The following is a 21,105-nucleotide window of genomic DNA, read 5'->3' as shown; positions in this document are numbered from 1 at the left end:
TCGTCGCTGCAGCAGCGCGGACGAGCCTCAGTCGGCCGGTCGATAGACCCGCGCGAAGCGGTGCGCCTGGGTCACGCCGTAGTCGCCGGGGGCGTACTGCATGACCCAGTCGCCGGCCTCGCCCTGCAACACGTCGCCGGCCGCCGAGCGGGCGATGCGGAAGGGTTCTTCCATGCGCCGCGCCAGCACCACCTCGGGGCGGTTGCGATAGGCGCCGTCGATGCCGTGGACCAGCCCGGCCTCGGCCGGCAGGTACCTGGCATCGAAGCGCTCGCGCGACACCACCCAGCGCTCGCCGCTGGCGCTGCTGACCAGGGCGTCGCCGAGCGCGTAGCGGTTGGCGCCTTCCAGGCTCATCAGCGTGCCGGATTCGGCGGCGAAGGCCACCTGCACGGTTTCATCCTTCACATAGCGGCCCGCCAGGGCGTCGTGGCGCAGGTCCAGGTCCTTGAGTTCGAGCATCGTCGTCACACCGGGGGAAAGGGGCGGCAAGCATAGCCTGGCGCTTGTCGCCCTTTCGTCATGTCACCGCTGCTGCGGCGCCAGCAGGCCGCCGCGGGCCTTGCGCCAGGCGCGGAAGCGGGCGGCCATGCGCGAGAACCACAGGTAGATCACCGGCGTGGTGTACAGCGTCAGCACCTGCGACACCAGCAGGCCGCCGACGATGGCGATGCCCAGCGGCTGGCGCAGCTCGGCGCCGGAGCCGGTGCCCAGGGCCAGCGGCAGGGCGCCGAACAGCGCCGCCAGGGTGGTCATGAGGATCGGCCGGAAGCGCAGGGTGCTGCCCTCGATGGTCGCCTGCTCGGGCGTCATGCCGCCGCGTTCGGCCACCAGGGCGAAGTCGATCATCATGATCGCGTTCTTCTTGACGATGCCGATCAGCAGGATGATGCCGATCATCCCCATCAGCGACAGGTCCTGGCCGCACAGCCGCAGCGCCAGCAGCGCGCCGAGGCCGGCCGAGGGCAGGGTGGAGAGGATCGACAGCGGCAGCAATGGGCTCTCGTAGAGCACGCCGAGGACGATGTAGACCGTCACCACCGCCGCCAGGATCAGCCACGGCTGGCTGCGCAGCGAGTCCTGGAAGGCCTGGGCGGTGCCCTGGAAGGTGCCGCTGACGGTGTCGGGCAGGCCGATCTGCACGGTCGCCTGCTGGATCGCCTTGACCGCGTCGCCCAGCGCATGGCCGGGCGCCAGGTTGAACGACAGGGTGATCGCCGGGAACAGCCCCTGGTGGTTGATGGTGATCGGCGCCAGGTCCGGCTCCAGGCGGCCGAGCACGCTCAGCGGGACCAGCTCGCCGGTCAGGCTGGAGCGCGCGTAGAGGTGCTTGAGGCTTTCCGCGGAGACCTGCCAGCGCGGGTCGAGTTCGAGGATCACGTGGTACTGGTCCAGCGAGGTGAACAGGGTCGCCACCTGGCGCTGGCCGAAGGCGTCGTAGAGCACGTCGTCGATCGCCTGCACGCTCACGCCCAGGCGCGCGGCGCTGTCGCGGTCGATGTGCAGGGTGCTGCGCGGCGCCGCCTGCTGCTGGTCGGTGGCCACGTCGCGCAGCTGCGGCAGGGTTTTCAGGCGCTCCAGCAACAGCCCGGCCCAGTGGTCCAGTTCATCGCTGTCCGGGTCCTGCAGGGTGTACTGGAACTGGGTCTTGCTCGGCCGCCCGCCGATCTGCACGTCCTGGCGGATCTGCATGTACAGGGCGATGCCGGGCACCACGGCGAGCTCGCGCTTGAGCCGCGCCACCACCTGGTCGGCCTTGGCCTCGCGCTGCTCGTAGGGCTTGAGGTTGATCATCACGCGGCCCTGGCTGAGGGTCGGGTTGGGGCCGATCCAGTAGTAGACGTTGGCCACGTCCGGATCGCGCTGGATGACCTCGCTGAGCGCGGCCATGCGTTCGCGCATGGCCGCGAAGGAAATGTCGGCGTTGGCCTCGGCCACCCCCTGGATCACCCCGGTGTCCTGCTGCGGGAAGAAGCCCTTGGGCACTTCGACGTAGAGCACCGCCGTCACCAGCAGGGTGAGCAGGACCACCGCCAGGGTCAGGCGCTCGTGCCGCAGCACCCGTTGCAGGCTGCGCCGGTAGCCGTCGAGGAGGGCGTCGAAGCTGCGCTCGCTCCATTGCAGGAAGCGGTTCTGCACGCCGTGCAGGTCGTGGCGGATGAACCAGGCGCAGAGCATCGGCGTGACCGTCAGCGACACCACCCCGGACATCACCACGGCGAAGCTCACGGTCGCCGCGAACTCGCGCAGCAGGCGGCCGATCACCCCGCCCATGAAGAGGATGGGGATGAACACCGCGACCAGCGAGACGGTCATCGAGACGATGGTGAACGCCACCTCGGCGGTGCCCTCGATGGCCGCCTGCAGCGGCGACTTGCCCATCTCCAGGTGGCGGATGATGTTCTCCATGACCACGATGGCGTCGTCCACCACGAAGCCGACGGCGATGCTCAGGGCCATGATCGACAGGTTGTCCAGGCTGTAGCCGAGCACGTACATCACGGCGAAGGTGGCCACCAGCGACAGCGGGATGGTCAGCGCCGGGATCACCGTGGCGCTGACGTTGCGCAGGAAGACGAAGACCACCGCCACCACCAGGACGATCGACAGCAGCAGGTTGAACTGCACCTCCTCGATGGACGCGGTGATGGTCTGGGTGCGGTCGCCGACCACGTGCACCTGCACGTCGCGCGGCAGTTGCACCAGCATCGAGGGCAGGCGCTCCCTGATCGCGCGGGTCACCTCCAGCACGTTGTAGCCGGGCTGTTTGTGGATGTCGACGATCACCGTCGGCTGGCCCTGCAGGCCGGCGGCCTGGCGCACGTCCTCGGCGCCGTCGATCACCGTGCCCAGGTCGCTCAGGCGGATCGGCACGCCGTCGCGGTAGGCGACCACCAGCGCGCCGTACTGCGCGGCGTGGGTGAGCTGGTCGGTGGTGTCCAGGGTCACCGCGCGCTCGGCGCCGTCGAGGCTGCCCTTGGGCGCGTCGACCGTGGCGCTGCCCAGCACGCCGCGCACGTCGGCCAGGGTCAGGCCGCGCGCGGCCAGGGCGTCCGGGTCGATGCGCACGCGCACCGCCGGCCGCTGCTCGCCGTGGAAGTCCACCAGGCCGACGCCGGGGATCTGCGACAGCTGCTGGGCGAGGTAGCTGTCGGCGTAGCGGTCCAGCTCCGGCAGGGTGCGGGTGGTCGAGGTCAGGGCGAGGGAGAGGAAGGTGAACTCGGCCGGGTTGACCTTGTGGAAGGTCGGCGGCGACGGCAGGTCCTTGGGCAGGTTGCCGCCGGCGGCGCTGATCGCCGTCTGCACGTCCTGGGCGGCGCCGTCGATGTCGCGCGCGAGGTCGAACTGCAGGGTGATCCGGGTCTGCCCGAGGGAGCTGGCGGAGGTCATCTGGCTGACCCCGGGGATGCTGGCGAAGGAGCGTTCCAGCGGCGTGGCCACCGACGAGGCCATGGTCTCGGCGCTGGCCCCGGGCAGGTTGGCCTCGACCTGGATGGTCGGCATGTCGACCTGCGGCAGCGGCGCCACCGGCAGCATGAAGTAGGCGGCGCCACCGAGCAGCAGCACGCCCAGCGCCAGCAGGGTGGTGGCGACCCGGCGGCGGATGAAGGGTTCGGAGAGGGTCACGGGCGCGCCTCCGTGCTGGCGGTCTGCCGCGGATCGGCCAGGGCCGAGACCTTCAGCCCCGGCGCGAGGCGGTACTGGCCGCCGGTGACCACGACTTCGCCCGGCTCCAGGCCCTGGCGGACCCATTGCAGACCGTCGACCACCGCGCCGGTCTTCACTTCGCGCACCTGTGCCTGCTGGTTGCGGCCGACCACGTAGACGAAGCTGCCCTGCGGCCCCTGCTGCACGGCGCCGGTCGGCACCACGGTGGCGGCCTTCTCGGTGCGCAGCAGCAGGCGCACGCTGAGCAGCTCGCCGGGCCAGAGCTGGCCGTCGGCGTTGGGGAAGTCGGCCTTGAACAGGATCTGCCCGTTGCCGCTGGACACCTGGCTGTCGATGAAGCTCAGCTGGCCGTCGGCGATATGGCGGCTGCCGTCGCGGCTCAGCGCCTCGACCTTGAGCGGCGCGCCGGCATGGGCCGCGAGCACTTCGGCGAGGTCTTCCTGGGGCAGGCTGAAGGCCAGCGAGATCGGCGCCATCTGGGTCACGCTCACCAGGCCGCCGGTATCGCTGGCGTGCACGAGGCTGCCGGCATCCACCAGGCGCTGGCCGGTGCGCCCGGTGAAGGGCGCGCTGATGCGCGTGTAGCCCAGTTGCAGCTGGGCGCTGTCGACCGCCGCCTGGTCGGCCTGGATGCTTGCCTGCAGGGTCGCCAGCTGGCCGCGCAGGGTGTCGACGTCCTGGCTCGGCCCGGCGTGGGCGGCGGCGAGCTTGCTGGCGCGGTCGAGGTTGATCCGGGTGACGGCGAGCTGCGCTTCGTCGCGCGCCTTGTTGGCCCTGGCCTGCATCAGCTGGGCGGCGTAGGGGCGCGGGTCGATCTCGGCGAGCAGGTCGCCGGCGCTGACCATCTGGCCTTCCTTGAAGTGCAGCTTCTGCAGCTCGCCGTCCACGCGCACCTTGATCTCCACCGAGTTGATGGCCTGCACCGTGCCGATGGTCTGCAGCCAGATCGGCAGGTCGCGCTGGTCGGCCTCGCCGAGGCTCACCGGCACCGGCGCGTCGGCCGCCTTGGCCGGCGCCGGGGCGCCGTGGTGGCGCCAGGTGAAGGCCGCCAGCAGCACGACGAGCAGCAGGAGTGCCAGGCGCCAGTAGCGGCGCGGGGATGAATCGAGGGACGGGCTCACGGTCGGGTCGCCTGTGCGGAAGGTTGATTGCTGGCCAGCCCGGCGGCGGCCTCCGGGGCCTGGAAGCCGCCGCCGAGGGCGCGGTACAGGCCGACGGAGGCCTGCAGGCGCTGCAGGCGCACCTGCAGCAGGCTGTCTTCGGCCTGGTAGAGGGTGCGCTGCACGGTCAGCAGGGTGAGGAAATCGGTACTGCCCAGGTTGTAGCGCACCTGCGCGAGGTCGGCGGCCTTGCGTGCCGAGTCCACGGCGTCCTGGCCGATGCGCTGGGTCTGCGCCAGGCGGGCGTTGGCGCTGAGCTGGGTTTCCACGTCCTGCAGGGCCTGCAGCACGCTTTGCCGGTAGTCGGCGACCAGCTCGCGGGCGCGGGCGCGGTCGGCCTGCAACCGGCCTTCCAGCAGGCCGCCGTCGAACAGCGGCTGGCTGAGGCTGGCGGCGAGCTGCCAGACGCTGCCGCCGGCGCGCACATCGCCGCCGGCCAGGGCGCCGAGGGAAATGTTCGGCAGGAAGGCCGCACGCGCCGCGCCGACATCGAAGTTGGCCGACTGCAACCGCGCTTCGGCGGCCTGGATATCCGGACGCTGGCTCAGCAAGCTGGCCGGCAGGCCGGCGCGCGCCTCGGGCAGCAGGATGCCGTCGAGGCCGCTGCGCTGCAGGCGGAAACCCTCGGGCGCGGCGCCGACCAGCACAGCCAGCTGGTAGAGCGCGGCGTCGCGCTGCTGGTCGAGGACGCTGACCGCGGCCTGGAAGTTCTGCAGGGCGTTGCGCTGCTGTTCCACTTCCAGGTCCGAGGAGGAGCCGAGGCGAGACTGGGTCTGCACCAGTTGCAGGATGTGCCCGGCGTCGCCGGCGATGCGTCGGGCCACGGCCAGCCGTTCGTCCAGCGAGAGCACCTGGAAGTAGGTGTTGGCAAGGTCGGCGTTCAGGCCGATGCGCGCGGTTTCCAGGTCGTAGGCGCTGGCCTGGGCTAGGGCGCCTGCGGAATCGGCGAGGGCGCGGTTGCGGCCCCAGAAGTCCAGCTCGTAGCTGGCCTGGGCGAACAGCTGGCCGGCGTTCTTGCTGCCGTCGTGGTCCTGCACGTAACTGCCGCCCAGACTCACGCCCGGATACTGCGCGGCGCCGGCGATCCGGGCGTTGGCGCGGGCCTGCTCGACCCGCGCGACGGCGGCCTGCAGGCTGAGGTTGTCGCTGCCGGCGCGCTGGATCAGCTGATCCAGCTCGGCGCTGGCGTAGTCCTTCCACCACTGCTGCGGAATCCGGGCCGCGGGCGCGGCGTTGTCCCAGCGGCTGGCCAGGGGAACGTCGGGGCGCTGGTAGTCCGGCACCAGCGAACAGGCGCCGAGCAGCGCCAGCGCGGCAATGGCGGCCAGCCGGGACAGGGCGCTGGCGGATGGAGGCATGCGGTTCGTCCTTCTGGGGCCCGCGCGGGACGCGGGGCGGGCAGGAAGGGCGACGATAGCGCCGGGCAGCTACCGGGCGGTTCTTCCCAAGCTGAACAAAAAGTTAGGTTGATTCGGGAAAATTCGGACGCCTCCTGTGGCCGTTGCCTGCCCGTCGGCCGACATACATCGACCTTTGCCGGCTGTACCGTCTCACGGTACATTTTCCTCCAGGGATGCCGACCCATGATCGGAAGCTTCAGGGATGCGTGGCTGGAAGCGTTCTTCATCGAGGACGAGCCGCCTCGGCAGATCCCGCCGGATCTTCAGGAGCGCCTGTTCCGCAAGCTGCAGATGCTCGACGACGCCACCACGGACGCCGACTTGCGCAGCCCGCCGAGCAATCACTTCGAGCGCTTGCAGGGACGGTTGCGGCGCTGGCATTCGATCCGGGTGAACCGCCAGTGGCGCCTGGTCTTCCATTGGGACGGCGAAAAGGGTGAAGCCCAGGACGTCTACCTCGACAACCATTCGTATCGGTGAGGTGCAAGGTGATCATCACGGAACGCAAGCCGGTCAGCGTCGGCGAAGTGCTTTACAGCGAATTCCTCGAACCGCTCGGCCTGACCCAAGGCCGCCTCGCCGAGGCGATGGGCGTGCAGCGCCGGCTGGTCAACGAGCTGTGCAACGACCGCCGGGCGGTCACCGCCGATACCGCGCTGATGCTGGCGCGGGTGTTCGGCAACTCCGCGGAATTCTGGCTGAATCTGCAGCGGCGCAACGACCTCTGGGCGGCGCTGAACTCGCCGGAGCGGCGCGCGCGCATCGAACGGGCAAGACCGCTGAACCGCGCGGCGTGAGCGCGGTGCCGGTCACGCCGGCGGCGTTTCGCTGAGCATGTAGCCGGCGCCCGGCACCGTATGGATCAGCGGGTGGTCGAAGCCCTGGTCGACCTTCTGCCGCAGGCGGTGGATGTGCTTGTCGATGACGTTGTCGCGCGGTTCGAAGTCGTAGTCCCAGGCGCTTTCCAGCAGCATGCCGCGGGTCACCACCTGGTCGGCCAGGCGCATCAGCTTTTCCAGGATGAGGAATTCGCGCTGCTGCAGGGCGATGCTGCGGCCCTGGCGCTGGGCCACGCGGCCTTCGCAGTCGAGCAGCAGGTCGCCGACCCGCAGGCGCGTGCCGGTCAGTTGCCGGCCGCTGCGGCGGAGCAGGGCGGCGAGGCGGGCGTGGACCTCGACGAAGGCGTAGGGCTTGGCCAGGTAGTCGTCGCATCCTGCCCGCAGGCCCTCGACGCGGTGGTGGGTGGAGGCCAGCGCGCTGAGCATCAGCACCGGCGTGACGAGGCCCGCGGTGCGCAGCCGGCGCACCAGTTCCAGGCCGTCCAGGCCGGGCAGGCGGCGGTCCACCAGCAGGGCGTCGTAGAGATTCTCCAGGGCCAGGTCGAGGCCGCGGATGCCGTCGCCGGCGGCGTCGACGATGTGCCCGCTCTCGCGCAGGCCGCGCACCAGGTAGCCGGCGGCCTGCGGATCGTCTTCGATGACCAGGATTCTCAACGCGTGTCCGTCCCGCCCCGTGGCGTACCTAAACTTTTATTCATCTTGGCGCGAGGCTGACGTTCGTCCGCGCCGGGCAAAATATACTGCCGGACATTCCCCGCCGCCACGGACCACCCCATGACCCAGGTTCTCGTCGTCGAAGACGACCCCGCCACCGCTGCCGAGATCAGCGCCGCGCTGCACGACCACGGCTACCAGGTCAGCCTCGCCGGCAACGGCCGCGACGGCCTGGTGCGTGCGCTCAGCGAGAGCTTCGCGGTGATCGTCCTCGACCGCATGCTGCCCGGCGGCATGGACGGCCTGGCGATGCTCACCGCGTTGCGCTCGGCGGGCGTGGAGACGCCGGTGCTGATCCTCAGCGCGTTGTCCGACCTCGACGAGCGCGTGCGCGGCCTGCGCGCCGGCGGCGACGACTACCTGACCAAGCCTTTCGAGTTCATCGAGCTGACCGCCCGCCTGGACGCCCTGACCCGCCGCGCCGCGCGTGGCGCGGAGGTGCGCGACAGCCGCCTGAGCATCGGCAACCTCGACATCGACCTGCTGCGCCGCTCGGTGCGCCGTGGCGAGCGGGTCATCGAGCTGGTGCCGCGCGAGTACCAGCTGCTGGAATACCTGGCGCGCAACGCCGGGCAGATCGTCACTCGCACCATGCTTTTCGAGGCGGTGTGGAACTACCGTTTCGACGAGCGCACCAACGTCATCGAGGTGCACATCGGCCGCCTGCGGCGCAAGGTCGACGTCGACGGCGAGCCGGCGATGATCCACACGGTGCGGGGGGCCGGCTATGTTCTCCGCGCGCCTGAGTGAGCTGCCACGCACCACCGGTTTCCGCGTGGCGCTGCTGTTCCTGCTGCTGTTCGGCGTCGCCTCGCTGGCGCTGTTCGGCTACGTCTACTGGCGCACCGCCGGCTACCTGCGCGCCGAGGTGCAGGCCAACCTGAGCCGGCAGATGCACAACCGCGTCGACCTGCCGCTGCCGGAGCTGATCCGCGAGGTGCAGGAGCGCGCGGCGAAGGACCCCGAGCAGCATTTCCCCCAGGCGCTGTTCGACGCCAGCGGCCGGCGCCTGGCCGGCACCCTCGCCGAACCGCCGCCGGGCGAGGTGTTCGACCAGCCCATCGAGTTCCACCGGCGCAACCTGGCCGGGGTGGAGCGGCGGGTGCGCGGCATCGTCCACCGCATGCCGTCCGGCGAAATCCTGGTGATCGGCCACGATATCCAGGACCTGCTCGAATTCGACGATCTGCTGGTCAGCGCCATGGCCTCCGGCGGCGTGCTGATCCTGATCCTCGGCCTGGCCGGCGCGATAATCGCCGGGCGCGGCTCGCAGCGGCGCCTGGACGCGGTGGCCGGGGCCATTGAACGGATCGTCAAGGGCGATCTCAGCGAGCGCCTGCCGGTGCGCGGCCGCACCGACGACGTGGATCGCCTGGCGGTGGTGGTGAACCGCATGCTCGACGAGATCGAGCGGCTGATGCGCGAGGTGAAGGGCGTCTGCGACGACGTCGCCCACGATCTGCGCACCCCGCTGACGCGCCTGCTCGCCGGCCTGGAGCGCGCGCAGCGGCGCGATGGCAGCAAGGAGGAATACGTCGCCGCCATCGACCAGGCCATCGAGGACGCCCACGGCCTGCTGCTCACCTTCCGTGCGCTGCTGCGCATTTCCGAGATCGAGGACAGTGCCCGGCGCACCGGCTTCGTCGCGGTGGACCTGGGGCAGGTCGCGGCCGACGTGGTCGAGCTGTTCGAGCCGCTGGCCGAGGAGCGTGGCCAGCAACTGAGCTTCGTTGGCCCGCAGCAGCCGGCCTGGCTGCTGGGTGATGCGCACCTGATGTTCGACGCCCTGAGCAATCTGGTGGACAACGCCCTGAAATTCACCCCGGCGCAGGGACGTGTCGAGGTCCGCGTGGAGGCGGGCGACGACGTGGTGGAAGTGCAGGTGCGCGACAACGGGCCGGGCATTCCGGAGGAAGAACGGGAGGCGGTGCTGCGCCGCTTCTACCGCTCCGAACGCAGCCGGCACACGCCGGGCAACGGCCTGGGACTGAGCATGGTGGCGGCGGTGGCGCGCCTGCACGATCTGCAGATGAGCGTGCGCGACGGGGCGCCGGGGTGCTGGGTGAGCCTGCGCGGGCGGATGGCGAAGAACTCTTCGTAGGAGCGAGCTTGCTCGCGAACGGCGTTTTCCGGCTGTTCCGGAGCTGGGCGGTTCGCGAGCAAGCTCGCTCCTACAAGGTCACGGCTCAGCCGCGCTCGACCTGGAAGGCCTCGCCAGTGGCGAAGAAGGCCCCGCCGGCCTGGTAGTGGATGGTGCGCAGGTCGTCGCTGGGGAAGTGCCAGCGGCCGTTGGAGAAGGCGCGTTGGTCCGCGTAGGCGGCCACCACCTCGGCGATGAACAGGTCGTACTTCTCCTGGTTGTGCGGCTCGGCGATCACCTTGCATTCCAGATAGGCCACGCAACCGTCGACGATCGGCGCCTCGACGTGGCGTGCCCGCGAGGTGCGGATATCCAGTTGCTCGAACTTGTTCACCTCGCCGCCATTGCTGGAGCCGACCGCCAGGGTCAGCTCCGCCTGCCGGCGCGAGGGCAGCTGGATGACGAAGGCGCCGGAGCCTTCCACCAGATGGCGCGACCAGGTGTTGCGGTCGAGCACCAGCAGCAGCTTGGGCGGGTCGAAGTCCAGCGGCATGACCCAGGCGGCGGCCATCACGTTGGCCACGCCCTGGTGTTCGCTGCTGACGAGGGTCGACGGGCCGTGGTTGAGCAGCAGGTAGGCCTTGGCCAGGGGAACGTCTTGCAGGTGGTTCATCGGTGGTCCTCGCAGGTCACAGCAGCAGGCCGTCGACCGGCAGCAGCGGCGCCGGCAGCTCGCGTTCGCCGAGGATTTCCAGCACGGCGATCTCCAGGCCGCGGCTCATGGCGTCCAGCGGCAGGTCGTTGGGTTGGGTGTCGAACGGGTCGGCGATCTGGTCGCCCAGGGCATCCAGGCCGAAGAAGGTGTAGGCCAGCACGCACACCGCCAGCGGGGTGAACCAGCCGATGCTGTCGACCAGGCAGAACGGCAGCAGGAAGCAGTAGACGTGGACGATGCGGTGCAGCATCAGGATGTAGGGGTAGGGGATCGGCGTGTTGCGAATCCGCTCGCAGCCGCCGAGCACGTAGGAGAGCCGGGTCATCTGCTGGTCGATGGCGGCCAGGGTGATCTCGCCGGCCCCGGCCGTGCGGGCGTGCGCGGCAAAGCGCTGGCCGAGGCTGGCGAGCAGCGCGTTGGTCGGGGTAGGGGTGGCGTCCAGCGCGGCCGCCTCGGCGGCGCCGAGCAGGCGGCGCACGTCGTCGCTCTGCGGGGTGCCGCGCAGGTGGTCGCGCAGCACGTAGGTGAAGGCGATCAGCGGGTCGCACAGGCTGCGGCGGGCTTGCGGGGTGAGGTCGGGCAGCAGCGAGAGGGTCTGCCGAGCCAGGTTGCGGGTCACGATCAGCAACTCGCCCCAGAGGGTGCGCGCCTCCCAGAAGCGCTGGTAGGCCACGTTGTTGCGAAAACCGAGGAAGATCGCCAGCGTCAGGCCCCAGAGGGTGAAGGGCGTGGAGGTGATGACCACCTTGTAGTGGTACAGCGTGCCGTGGGTGGCCACCACCAGCGAGCTGAGCAGCACCGTGTAGAGGACCTTGCGCCAGATGGCGGGGATGATCGATCCCTTGAGCGAGAACAGCAGGACCCAGAGTGTCGGGGTTTGCGGGCGGACGATCATGCGGCGGCTTCCGGAGGAGCGGGGTGCGCATGATAGCCGAGATGGCCAGGTGGCGGCGTTGCATTCCGGCCACCACACGAGTCTTCCGGGAGCGCTTTCGTAGGAGCGGATCTTATCCGCGATGAACCGCATGGCGGTTCCCAATAGATCCCTGAACGCCCTTGCCAACTGGGCTGCCAATCGCGGACAAGGTCCGCTCCTACGAAGAGCGGGCTCAGTGCGTAGGGTGGATGTCGCTGTTTACATCCACCCTGGCGCCTGAGTTGGGCGCCGAGGGTGGACATTGCGGGGCTTTGTGATCGGTGTTTCCGCGCCGCTTCGGCGTGCGCTGGGAGATTTGGTTTCGCCCTCCCGGGCGAGTCCCTTTTGGGGCCCCAAAAGGAACCAAAAGGGCCCGTCCCGCCATCCGGGTCTTCGCTTCGCTCAGACTGCCCTCGCTCCGGCATTGCTCCGAGGGTCGGCGTACAAGGGCCGTCCCTGGCCCTTCAAGCCTCTCGCGGCATCCATGCCGCTCGCCCCTCTGCGCAATACCTCCACTCGGCCTCCTGACGGGACCCTGCGCGCGCCTGAAACCTTGGCTGCTCCATGCTAGGAGCGGCACTTCGTAGGATGGCGTGGAGCGAAGCGATACCCATCAGGCGGATAACGTTGCGCAAGGCAAGAGCATCGCGGACGAAGTCCGCTCCTGCGGTGAGATCGGCTTTCGTAGGAGCGGACTTCGTCCGCGATCAGCTGTGGTTCGCGAGCAAGCTCGCTCCTACAAAGAGCCAAAAGCAAAAGCGGCTTCCAGAGGAATATCCGCACACTCCGGAGCGCCCCTTCAGGAGGCCGAGCGGAATCGGAGTTTCAGGGGTTGAGCGGCATGGATGCCGCGAGAGCGTTGTCGGGCCAGGGATGGCCCGTCAACGCGGGCCCCTGAAACTCCGATGGAGCGAGGGAATTTTTCGCCTAAGCGAAAAACCGGATGCAGGGGCAGAGACCTTTGCCTACTTTGGGGCACTTGCCAAAGTAGGTCGCCCGAGGGGGCGAAACAAGAAGTCCCAGCACACGCCGAAGCGGCGCAGAAACACTGATCACAAAGAACGATGGATAACGCACAGCGTTATCCATCGTACGAAGAGCAAGAGCATCGCGGACGGAGTCCGCTCCTACGGAACGTGCGGCTTTCGTAGGAGCGGATCTTATCCGCGATGAACCGCGTAGCGGTTCCCCCCGCCGAGCGCTCCTGGCCAACGGGGGTTGCGAATCGCGGACAAGGTCCGCTCCTGCGAAGAGCGGGCTCAGCCCTGCTGGTACAGCTTCACGATCGCCGAGAAGTCCAGCTGGCCGTTGCCCTGGTTGCTGAAGGTCTGGAACAGCTGCTGGGCCAGCGCGCCGAGCAGCACCGGCTGGCGCACCTGGCGCGCGGCCTCGCTGGCCAGGCCCAGGTCCTTGAGCATCAGGTCGGTACCGAAGCCGCCGCTGTAGCCGCGCGCCGCCGGGGCGCCGGTGAGTGGGTTGTTCACCTCCGAGCTCCAGCAGCGGCCGCTGGAGGTGTTGATGATGCCGGCCAGCACTTCCGCGTCCATCCCCAGCTTCACGCCCAGGGACATGGCTTCCGCCACGCCGATCATGGAAATGCCCAACAGCAGGTTGTTCGCCACCTTGGCCACCTGGCCGTTCCCGGCGCCGCCGCAGTGCACGATGTTCCTGCCCATGGCCGCCAGCACCGGGCGGGCGCGCTCGAAGTCGGCCTGCTCGCCGCCGACCATGAAGGTCAGGGTGCCGGCCGCCGCGCCGGCGGTGCCGCCGGAGACGGGCGCGTCGAGCATTGGGTTGCCGTGGGCCAGGGCGGCGGCGCTGACCTCGCGGGCGTTCAGCGGGTCGATGGTGGACGAGTCGATCAGCAGCACGCCGGGCTGCACGTTGGCCAGCAGGCCGTCGTCGCCGAGGTAGACCTGTTTCACGTGGGCGGCGGCGGGCAGCATGGTGATGATCACCTCGACGTCGTCGCGGGCCACGTCGGCGGGCGAGCCGAGGGCGCGGGCGCCGAGGCCGACGGCCGCTTCCACGGCCTTGGCGGAGAGGTCGAAGACGCTCAGGTCGAAGCCGGCCTTGAGCAGGTTGGCGGCCATGGGGCCGCCCATGTTGCCGAGTCCGATGAAGCCGATGCGCATAGGGGGGTCCTCTTCTTCTTGTGCTGGAGCGTTCTGATGTTCAGGCGCAAAAGGGTGCCCGCCCGCGTGGCGCCGGGCCCGGCCAGCATCCTTGCTGGAGTCCGGGCCGGCCGGGGGCAGGCGGGCGGGCAGGGCTTACTTGAGGTGGATGGTGGTGTTCACCGCGCCGCCCACTTCGTTCTCGTCGAACCAGCGCTCGGTGACGGTCTTGGTCTGGGTGTAGAACTGCACCACCTGCTTGCCGTACGGGCCGAGGTCGCCCAGCTTGGAGCCGCGCGAGCCGGTGAAGGAGAACATCGGCACCGGCACCGGGATCGGCACGTTGATACCGACCTGGCCGACGTCGATCTCTTCCTTGAAGTGCCGCGCGGCGGCGCCCGAGCGGGTGAACAGCGCGGTGCCGTTGCCGTTGGGGTTGGCGTTGATCAGCTCGATGGCCTCGTCGAAGGTCTTCGCCGATACCACGCAGAGCACCGGGCCGAAGATTTCCTCGCGGTAGATGGTCATCTGCGGGGTGACGCCGGAGAACACGGTCGGGCCGACGAAGTTGCCCTTGGCGTAGCCGGCCACCTGCGGGTTGCGGCCGTCCAGTTCCAGCTTGGCGCCTTCCTGGGCGCCGCGTTCGATCAGGCCGCTGACGCGGTCCAGCGCGGCGCAGGAGACCAGCGGGCCGACGTCGGTGTTGGCCTCGGTGCCGCCGCTGACCTTGAGGGTCCTGGCCTTGGCCACCAGGTCGGGAATCCACTCGTTGGCCTCGCCGACCAGGATCGCCACCGACAGCGCCATGCAACGTTGCCCGGCGGCACCGAAGGCGGCGCCGGCGATGGCGTTGAGGGTCTGCTCCTTGTTGGCGTCGGGCAGCACGATGGCGTGGTTCTTAGCGCCCATCATGCATTGCACGCGCTTACCGGCCTGGGAGGCGCGGTTGTAGACGTGGGTGCCGACGCGGGTCGAGCCGACGAAGGACACGGCCTTGATGTCCGGGTGGTCGCAGATCGCGTTCACCACGTCCGGGCCGCCGTGCACCACGTTGAGCACGCCCGGCGGCACCCCGGCTTCATGGGCCAGCTCGACCAGGCGCATGGTCACCATCGGGTCCTGTTCGGACGGCTTGAGGACGAAGGTGTTGCCGGTGGCGATGGCCATCGGGAACATCCACAGCGGGATCATCGCCGGGAAGTTGAACGGGGTGATGCCGGCGCACACGCCGATGGGTTGCAGCAGGGTGAAGGTATCCACGCCGCCGGCCACGTTGTTGGCCAGCTCGCCCAGCTGCAGGTTGCCGATGCCGGCCGCGTGCTCGACCACTTCCAGGCCGCGGAACACGTCGCCCTCGGCGTCCGGCAGGGTCTTGCCCTGCTCGGCGGTGAGGATCGCCGCCAGTTCCTTCATGTTTTCGCGGATCAGCTGCTGGTACTTGAGGAAGATGCGCGAGCGGGCGCCGATGGGGGTCTTCTTCCAGGTCTTGAACGCGGCCTTGGCGCTGGCTACGGCGCGCTCGACTTCCTCGGGCGTGGCGAAGGGCACGCGGGCGAGGACTTCCTGGGTGGCGGGGTTGATCACATCGCGCCATTCGGTGGTGGTGGACTCGACGGGCTTGCCGTCGAGGAACAGTTTGACGGTCGGGGCAGTTGCGGTCATCGGGGTTCTCCCAGCCAGTGGCTTTCTTGTTGTCTGGATCGATCCTAACAGTGCATTTTTGATGTGTTCAATGCGGTGATGTGCAAGTATGGTCTGCGATTTTGCACATAACGGCGCACATGACGGCGCGCATGACGGCGCACATGACGGGCGCACATAGAGGAGGCGTTGGGGCAATCATGGACTGGGACAACCTGCGTTTCTTCCTCGAACTCTCCCGCGCCGGCAAGCTCACCGTCGCCGCCCGTCGCCTGGGCGTGGACCACACCACGGTGGCGCGCCGCCTGCAGGCGCTGGAGAAGAGCATCGGCGCGCAGCTGCTGGTGCGCGAGCCGGGCGGCTACCGGCTGACCGAGGCCGGCCACGGCCTGCTGCCCCAGGCCGAGGCGATGGAAAGCGCCTGCAAGGTGATCGAGAAACGCCTGGCGGGCGCCGAGGACAACCTTTCCGGCAAGGTGCGCATCGGCGCGACCGAAGGCTACGGCTCGACGCTGCTGACCTCGCAGCTGGTGGAACTGAACCAGCGCCACCCGCACCTGGGCGTCGACCTGCTGGCGGTGCCGCGCGCGCTGCAACTGTCGCGCCACGAGGCGGACATCGTGATCACCCTGGAGCGGCCGGGACGCGGCCCGTACCTGATCACCCGGCTGACCGACTACGTGCTGCGCCTCTACGCCTCGAAGGACTACCTGGCCGCGCGCGGGCCGATCCGCAACCGCGACGACCTGCGCCAGCACGCGCTGGTGGGCTACGTCGACGACCTGCTGTACAGCAAGGAGCTGCAGTATCTGGACGAGATCGGCCGGCCGCTGCACATGGCGCTGCGCTGCACCAGCATCCTCGCCCAGCAGCGCGCGGTGGCGGAGGGCGCCGGGCTGGCGATCCTGCCGGCGTTCGCCGCCGCGGAGGCCCCGTCGTTGCAGCCGGTGCTGGCGGAGGAGATCGAGTTCGTGCGGACCTTCTGGATGCTGATGCCTACGGAGCTCAAGGACATCGCGCGGATGCGCACCACCTGGGACTTCCTGCGGGAGAAGGCCGAAGCGAGCCAGGATGCGCTGATGGGGCGGGTAGTGCGGTGAATCGAGGCGCGCGTCGCACGCCAATCGCGGACAAGGTCCGCTCCTACGGGAGCGCGGTGCTCCGGCTTTTGTAGGAGCGGAGCTTCTCCGCGAAGGGCGGACAAAGTCCGCCCGTTTGCGTTACGCCAGGCCGACGTAAAGGTTCTGCACGTCGTCGTTGCCGTCCAGGGCGTCGAGGAAGGCTTCGACTTCCTCCAGCTCCGCGCCGGACAGGCTGACCGGGTTCTTCGCCTTGTAGCCCAGCTTGGCCGAGGCGACGGTGAAGCCGTGCTCCGGCAGGGCGCGGCAGACCGCGTCGAGGTCGGTGGCGTCGGTGAGGAACAGGGTGTCGCCGTCTTCCTCGCCCGGCTCGAAGTCCTGGGCGCCGGCTTCGATGGCGGCCAGTTCCGGGTCGGCGTCGGCGCTGGCCGGGGTGGCCTCGACCATGCCCAGGTAATCGAAGTCCCAGGCCACCGAGCCGGAGGCGCCCAGCTGGCCCTTGCGGAACAGCACGCGGATTTCCGCGACGGTGCGGTTCACGTTGTCGGTCAGGCACTCGACGATCACCGGCACGCGGTGCGGGGCGAAGCCTTCGTAGACCACGCGCTCGAAGCTGGCGCCGCCGTCCAGCAGGCCGGCGCCTTTCTTGATGGCGCGCTCCAGGGTTTCGCGGGGCATCGAGGCCTTCTTGGCCTGCTCGACGACCAGGCGCAGTTTCGGGTTCATGTCCGGATCGGCGCCGTTGCGCGCGGCAATCATGATTTCCTTGGACAGTTTGCCGAAGATGCGCCCCTTGGCGTTGGCTGCGGCTTCTTTATGTTTGGCTTTCCACTGGGCGCCCATGGTGATCCCTTGGCTGCTGGTTCATGTTGGGCGGCAAGTCTAAGGGCTGGCGCGTCCGCTGGCGATATCCGGCTGGCCGGGGAACCCTGGTCGCGGTTGCCTGTCCGTGTCGAAAAGCGCTTATGATTCAACGCTGTATCTGTACCGGACGGGGTTTATGGAGTCTGCTGTCGAACGCTACAAACGGCTGATCGCCGAAGCCCTTGCGCGTTATTTCCCCCGCACCACCGAATACCTGCGCGCCGAACGCGAAGCGGCGCAGCCGCAGCCGCGCGCGCGGAGCAAGGCCAAAGGCAAGGGCAAGGCGCCCGCCAAACGCCCCGCCAAGACGAAGAAGGACGGCGACGCGCCGGCGCCCAGACGCCCGCGCGCGGCCGCCGCCGGTATCTACGGCGCAGCGGCGGCTCCCGACGAGCAGCACGCCGCCGCCATGCGCGAACGGGTGAGCCAGGCCGCGGCCGCCGGCGTCGTCAGCCTGCCGTCGGACGAGCAGTGGGCGATGATCCTCGCGCCCGATCCGCTGACCCGCATCTTCGCCGGCGCCGGTTCCGGCAAGTCCACCACCCTGGTGCTGCGCGTCGTCTACATGCTCTGCCACCTGGGCATCGCGGCCGAGCGGGTGACGGTGATTTCCTTCACCAACGCCTCCTGCGCGCAACTGCGCGAGCAACTGGTGAAGGTGCTCGGCTTCTGGGGCCATCCGTTCGACGCGGCGCAGGCGCGCCAGTGCGTGCGCACCTTCCATTCGGCCATGGGCACCCTGGCGAAAGTCGCGCTGAAGAATCCGCGCTGGTTCGAGCAACTGGACGAACGCGATCCCGCCAGCGAACTGGACAACCCCCTGCTCGCCGGCCGCCTGCGCCCGGCGCAGCAGCGCCTGCTCAAGCAGGTCTACCAGCAGTGCTACGCCGAACAGGCGCCGTTCCGCACCCTGGTCCATCAACTGCTCGACCTGCCGCCACCGCCCGAAGCCGGCGAAGACGGCAAGCCGCCGCGCATCGGCAAGGCGCCGCTGGATGCCTTCAAGCTCGCCGGCGAGTTCACCGCGCTGCCGCTGTTCGAAGCCTTCTACGCCCAGGCCGGGTTCATCGAGAGCATCGGCCTGCGCATTGACCAGCTGCAGCCGAAAAGACTCGACTGCCCGCCGCGCGAGCGCCGCTTCGTCGAGGCGCTGCAACTGTTCTGGGCGGCCTTCGACGCGGCCTTGCAGGCGCAGGGCCTGCTGACCTTCAACCTGGCCTTCCAGCGCCTCACCGACCAGCTTGGCGACGGCAAGCTGCCGGCCGAGGCGCTGGCGCCGTTCCAGCACCTGCTGATCGACGAATTCCAGGACGTTTCGCCGCAGATCGTGCAGTGGCTGCAGGCGCTGCACCGCGACCTGGCCAAGCGCGGCGAGGCGGTCAGCCTGATGGCCATCGGCGACGACTGGCAGTCCATCTACGCCTGGCGCGGCAGTTCGCCGGAGCTGTTCATGGACTTCGACCGGCACTTCCCCAGCAAGGCCCGGCGCAAGAGCCGCGTGCTGCTGCTGGAGACCAACTACCGCAGCATCGATCCGGTGATCCGCGACGGCGAGCGGGTGCTGGCGGGCATGGCGCACAAGCAGGCCAAGACCTGCCGGGCGTTCAAGTCGGCGGAGGCGGGCGACCACGGGGTGAAGCTGGTGCAGCGCTTCGATGCGCGCAACAGCCTGCCGCTGCTGCTGGAGGAAATCCGCAAGCAGTGCGAGCACGTCGCCGCGTGCGGATCGAGGGAGAAAACCGCCGTGCTGCTGCTCAGCCGGCGCAACGAAACCCTGCAGACGATTCTTGGCGAGCTGGACCGCAAGCTGCCGGTGAAGGGCATGACCATCCACCGCGCCAAGGGCCTGCAGGCGGAAGTGGCGATCATCGTCGACGACTGCGCGCCGCCGGAGAAACACCCGCTGCGCAGCGCGCTGTACGCGGCCTCGGGTTTCTTCGCCAGCGGCTACGACCAGGCCCAGCAGGACGAGCAGCTGCGCCTGGCCTACGTGGCGATCACCCGTGGCGTCAGCCGGGTGCTCTGGTTCACCCGCAAGGCCCAGGGGCCGACGGCGATCCTGGCGATGCGGCGCAGCGTGGAAGCCGCGCCGGCCTGAACGTCAATCGTCGCGGGTGAGGACTTCCAGCAGCTCGATCTCGAACAGCAGGTTGGAATTGGGCTTGATGTGCGCGCCGACCTGGCGCTCGCCGTAGGCCAGGTGCGCGGGCACGAACAGCTTGCGCTTGCCGCCGACCTGCATGCCCATCAGGCCGATGTCCCAGCTATTTCAGATGATACACTGAGACCCTTCCAGCAAATCAGGGATGCCCCCAATGCCCAAGGCCATCAGCTATGTCCGCTTCTCATCGATGAAGCAACACGGGGGAAGTTCCGTCGAGCGACAAGAAGGCATGATTGCCGAGTGGCTGGATAGAAACCCTGAATACTCCCGGTCGGACCTCTGTTTCAAAGACTTGGCTAAATCGGGCTACCACGGCGAGCACACCAAGGAGGGTGGTGGGTTTGCCAAGTTGCTTGCAGCCATCGAAGCGGGAGCCATCGAAGCTGGGGACGTTGTGTTAGTAGAGGCCATCGACCGCGCAGGGCGAATGGATACTCTAGACATGATTGCAGACGTTATTGTCCCGATCATAAGGGCAGGCGTTTCAATCATCACCCTCGACGATGGCAACGTGTACAACCGCGACAGCCTGAACGGTGCACACATCCACTTGCTGATGGCGAAGATTCAAGCGGCACACCAATACTCAGCGACACTCAGTAGGCGTGTTGCAGAGTCCTACACGATACGGAGAGACAAGGCCAAGGCAGGCGTAATGCCCAAGCGTCTAAACCCCGTGTGGCTCACACCAGAAGGCGTGGTGCGTGAGAGCGTTGCACCGTGGATCAAGACAGCGTTCGAACTCTACGTGTCAGGAGTGGGCAAAACCACCATTGCGAAGCGGATGCGGGAATCCAGCGTCCCTGAGCTGGCCAAGTGCAGCGGTCCCACTGTTGAGGGTTGGTTACGGAATAAAGCAGTGATCGGCAAGTGGGAGACTCGGCCCAACACACCAGACCATGACGTGATTGAAGGTGTGTTCCCGCCTATCATCGATCAAGCCTTATTCTACAAAGCCCAGCTGCACGCAGAGCGGGTGAAGACTGAACGGCCACCCAAGACAGCATCGAATTTTCTTGTAGGTCTGGTGAAGTGTGCGTGGTGCGGCAAAAACTACATCATGCAAAACAAGGACGGGAGGCCGCATTCGTTGCGTTGCCATACACGGCAGCAGCTCAAAAGCTGTGAGAATTCACGTGTCATCCCCAAGCCTGTCATCGACAAGATTTACACGTTCACGTCCGTACAGGCTGCACGGGAAGCCATCCAACAGCAGCAAATGGGCGTCAATGAGAAAGAGATTGTCGCACGGGAAGCTGAGCTTCTAGAGATATCACGGCGTGTTGAGCGGCTGGGGCGTGCCATTCAGCTAACAGATGATATGGACGAACTGTTGCACCAACTGAAAGAAGCCAAGGCGGAGCGGACACGGGCTGAGCATGAGCTTACGTTGCTGAAGGCTACAGAGGTTGTCCCAGCTGGCGAACCTTGGCGGCAGATGGGGGAGGTGTGGAAGCTGGAGAAAGAGGACAGCGTTAGGCTATCTGCAATGCTCCGTACCATTGGTTATGCAATCACTGTGCACCCTGATAGCAGAATCACCACTACACACAGTGATATCGAATACAGGTATGCGGGTGTTGATCGGCGGGAAGACTGTTACAAGCTGATGGCAGGGGATAGGCTGCTGCTCGTATCGAAGCTGTCTGATGAAGACTACCCGTATGTAGAGCCCTTCCAAGCTGATGACGTTGCATCGTCAGAATGGACAGAAGAAGATTATGAAAACCTGCGACAACAACATGAGTGA

Annotated in this window: 17 protein-coding genes and 1 pseudogene; 7 read left to right on the top strand and 11 right to left on the bottom strand. The window is 68.0% G+C overall.

Going from position 1 to position 21,105, the window contains the following annotated elements; genetic code table 11:
* Positions 1 to 27: 27 nt before the first annotated feature.
* The 4 genes from AC3B6A_RS14695 to AC3B6A_RS14680 form a co-directional block, all read right to left on the bottom strand.
* Entirely contained in the window at positions 28 to 462 is a 435-nt protein-coding gene (locus AC3B6A_RS14695) for a PGDYG domain-containing protein (RefSeq protein WP_488397946.1), read from the bottom strand.
* 63 nt (positions 463 to 525) lie between these two features.
* Positions 526 to 3,627: an efflux RND transporter permease subunit gene (locus AC3B6A_RS14690; protein WP_488397945.1), complete on the bottom strand. Its 3,102-nt coding sequence runs from the start codon at positions 3,625 to 3,627 to the stop codon at positions 526 to 528.
* Positions 3,624 to 4,790 carry an efflux RND transporter periplasmic adaptor subunit gene (locus tag AC3B6A_RS14685; RefSeq protein ID WP_488397944.1) on the bottom strand — a complete coding sequence of 389 codons (1,167 nt, stop codon included), beginning with the start codon at positions 4,788 to 4,790 and terminating at the stop codon, positions 3,624 to 3,626. Before AC3B6A_RS14685 ends, AC3B6A_RS14690 begins: the two co-directional genes overlap by 4 nt.
* Positions 4,787 to 6,187 (bottom strand): efflux transporter outer membrane subunit, encoded by a 1,401-nt coding sequence (locus AC3B6A_RS14680; protein ID WP_488397943.1) that lies wholly within the window; start codon positions 6,185 to 6,187, stop codon positions 4,787 to 4,789. The genes AC3B6A_RS14685 and AC3B6A_RS14680 overlap by 4 nt, the downstream gene beginning before the upstream one ends.
* 225 nt (positions 6,188 to 6,412) lie before the next feature.
* On the opposite strand from AC3B6A_RS14680, the gene AC3B6A_RS14675 reads away from it, so the two are divergent.
* Together AC3B6A_RS14675 and AC3B6A_RS14670 are read left to right on the top strand one after the other, a co-directional pair.
* On the top strand, positions 6,413 to 6,709 hold the full coding sequence (locus AC3B6A_RS14675) for a type II toxin-antitoxin system RelE/ParE family toxin (protein ID WP_488397942.1): 297 nt from the start codon (positions 6,413 to 6,415) through the stop codon (positions 6,707 to 6,709).
* Between the two features lie 8 nt (positions 6,710 to 6,717).
* Entirely contained in the window at positions 6,718 to 7,026 is a 309-nt protein-coding gene (locus AC3B6A_RS14670; protein ID WP_488397941.1) for a HigA family addiction module antitoxin, read from the top strand.
* Between the two features lie 12 nt (positions 7,027 to 7,038).
* Here the strand turns inward: AC3B6A_RS14670 and AC3B6A_RS14665 are convergent, their stop codons facing one another.
* Entirely contained in the window at positions 7,039 to 7,722 is a 684-nt protein-coding gene (locus AC3B6A_RS14665; protein ID WP_488397940.1) for a response regulator transcription factor, read from the bottom strand.
* Positions 7,723 to 7,842: 120 nt separating this feature from the next.
* Here AC3B6A_RS14665 and AC3B6A_RS14660 point away from each other — a divergent pair, with 120 nt between their 5' ends.
* Both AC3B6A_RS14660 and AC3B6A_RS14655 read left to right on the top strand, forming a co-directional pair.
* Positions 7,843 to 8,532 carry a winged helix-turn-helix domain-containing protein gene (locus tag AC3B6A_RS14660; protein WP_488397939.1) on the top strand — a complete coding sequence of 230 codons (690 nt, stop codon included), beginning with the start codon at positions 7,843 to 7,845 and terminating at the stop codon, positions 8,530 to 8,532.
* The gene (locus AC3B6A_RS14655; protein ID WP_488397938.1) at positions 8,510 to 9,883 is read left to right on the top strand and encodes a sensor histidine kinase; all 1,374 of its coding nucleotides are present in this window, start codon (positions 8,510 to 8,512) and stop codon (positions 9,881 to 9,883) included. The genes AC3B6A_RS14660 and AC3B6A_RS14655 overlap by 23 nt, the downstream gene beginning before the upstream one ends.
* 85 nt (positions 9,884 to 9,968) lie before the next feature.
* Here AC3B6A_RS14655 and AC3B6A_RS14650 read toward each other — a convergent pair whose 3' ends face one another.
* The 4 genes from AC3B6A_RS14650 to AC3B6A_RS14635 form a co-directional block, all read right to left on the bottom strand.
* Positions 9,969 to 10,535, bottom strand: coding sequence for a flavin reductase family protein (locus tag AC3B6A_RS14650; protein ID WP_488397937.1), 567 nt, complete (start codon positions 10,533 to 10,535; stop codon positions 9,969 to 9,971).
* A gap of 16 nt (positions 10,536 to 10,551) precedes the next feature.
* Positions 10,552 to 11,472 carry a bestrophin family protein gene (locus AC3B6A_RS14645; protein ID WP_488397936.1) on the bottom strand — a complete coding sequence of 307 codons (921 nt, stop codon included), beginning with the start codon at positions 11,470 to 11,472 and terminating at the stop codon, positions 10,552 to 10,554.
* 1,280 nt (positions 11,473 to 12,752) lie between these two features.
* Entirely contained in the window at positions 12,753 to 13,628 is an 876-nt protein-coding gene (mmsB, locus tag AC3B6A_RS14640; protein ID WP_488397935.1) for a 3-hydroxyisobutyrate dehydrogenase, read from the bottom strand.
* 135 nt (positions 13,629 to 13,763) lie between these two features.
* Positions 13,764 to 15,269, bottom strand: coding sequence for a CoA-acylating methylmalonate-semialdehyde dehydrogenase (locus AC3B6A_RS14635; RefSeq protein WP_488397934.1), 1,506 nt, complete (start codon positions 15,267 to 15,269; stop codon positions 13,764 to 13,766).
* Between the two features lie 179 nt (positions 15,270 to 15,448).
* Between AC3B6A_RS14635 and AC3B6A_RS14630 the strand changes: the two genes are divergently transcribed.
* On the top strand, positions 15,449 to 16,348 hold the full coding sequence (locus AC3B6A_RS14630; RefSeq protein ID WP_488397933.1) for a LysR family transcriptional regulator: 900 nt from the start codon (positions 15,449 to 15,451) through the stop codon (positions 16,346 to 16,348).
* 120 nt (positions 16,349 to 16,468) lie between these two features.
* Here the strand turns inward: AC3B6A_RS14630 and AC3B6A_RS14625 are convergent, their stop codons facing one another.
* Positions 16,469 to 17,170: a YebC/PmpR family DNA-binding transcriptional regulator gene (locus AC3B6A_RS14625; protein WP_488397932.1), complete on the bottom strand. Its 702-nt coding sequence runs from the start codon at positions 17,168 to 17,170 to the stop codon at positions 16,469 to 16,471.
* A gap of 157 nt (positions 17,171 to 17,327) precedes the next feature.
* Between AC3B6A_RS14625 and AC3B6A_RS14620 the strand changes: the two genes are divergently transcribed.
* Complete coding sequence (locus tag AC3B6A_RS14620) at positions 17,328 to 19,289, top strand: UvrD-helicase domain-containing protein (protein WP_488397931.1); 1,962 nt, start codon at positions 17,328 to 17,330, stop codon at positions 19,287 to 19,289.
* 3 nt (positions 19,290 to 19,292) lie between these two features.
* Here AC3B6A_RS14620 and AC3B6A_RS14615 read toward each other — a convergent pair.
* A pseudogene (locus AC3B6A_RS14615) lies at positions 19,293 to 19,454 on the bottom strand (FKBP-type peptidyl-prolyl cis-trans isomerase); the annotation flags it as partial.
* A gap of 52 nt (positions 19,455 to 19,506) precedes the next feature.
* Between AC3B6A_RS14615 and AC3B6A_RS14610 the strand changes: the two are divergent.
* Positions 19,507 to 21,105 (top strand): recombinase family protein, encoded by a 1,599-nt coding sequence (locus AC3B6A_RS14610; protein ID WP_488397930.1) that lies wholly within the window; start codon positions 19,507 to 19,509, stop codon positions 21,103 to 21,105.

Source organism: Pseudomonas sp. B12(2026), from assembly GCF_057767015.1.
This window is presented reverse-complemented; position numbering and strand designations above follow the sequence as displayed.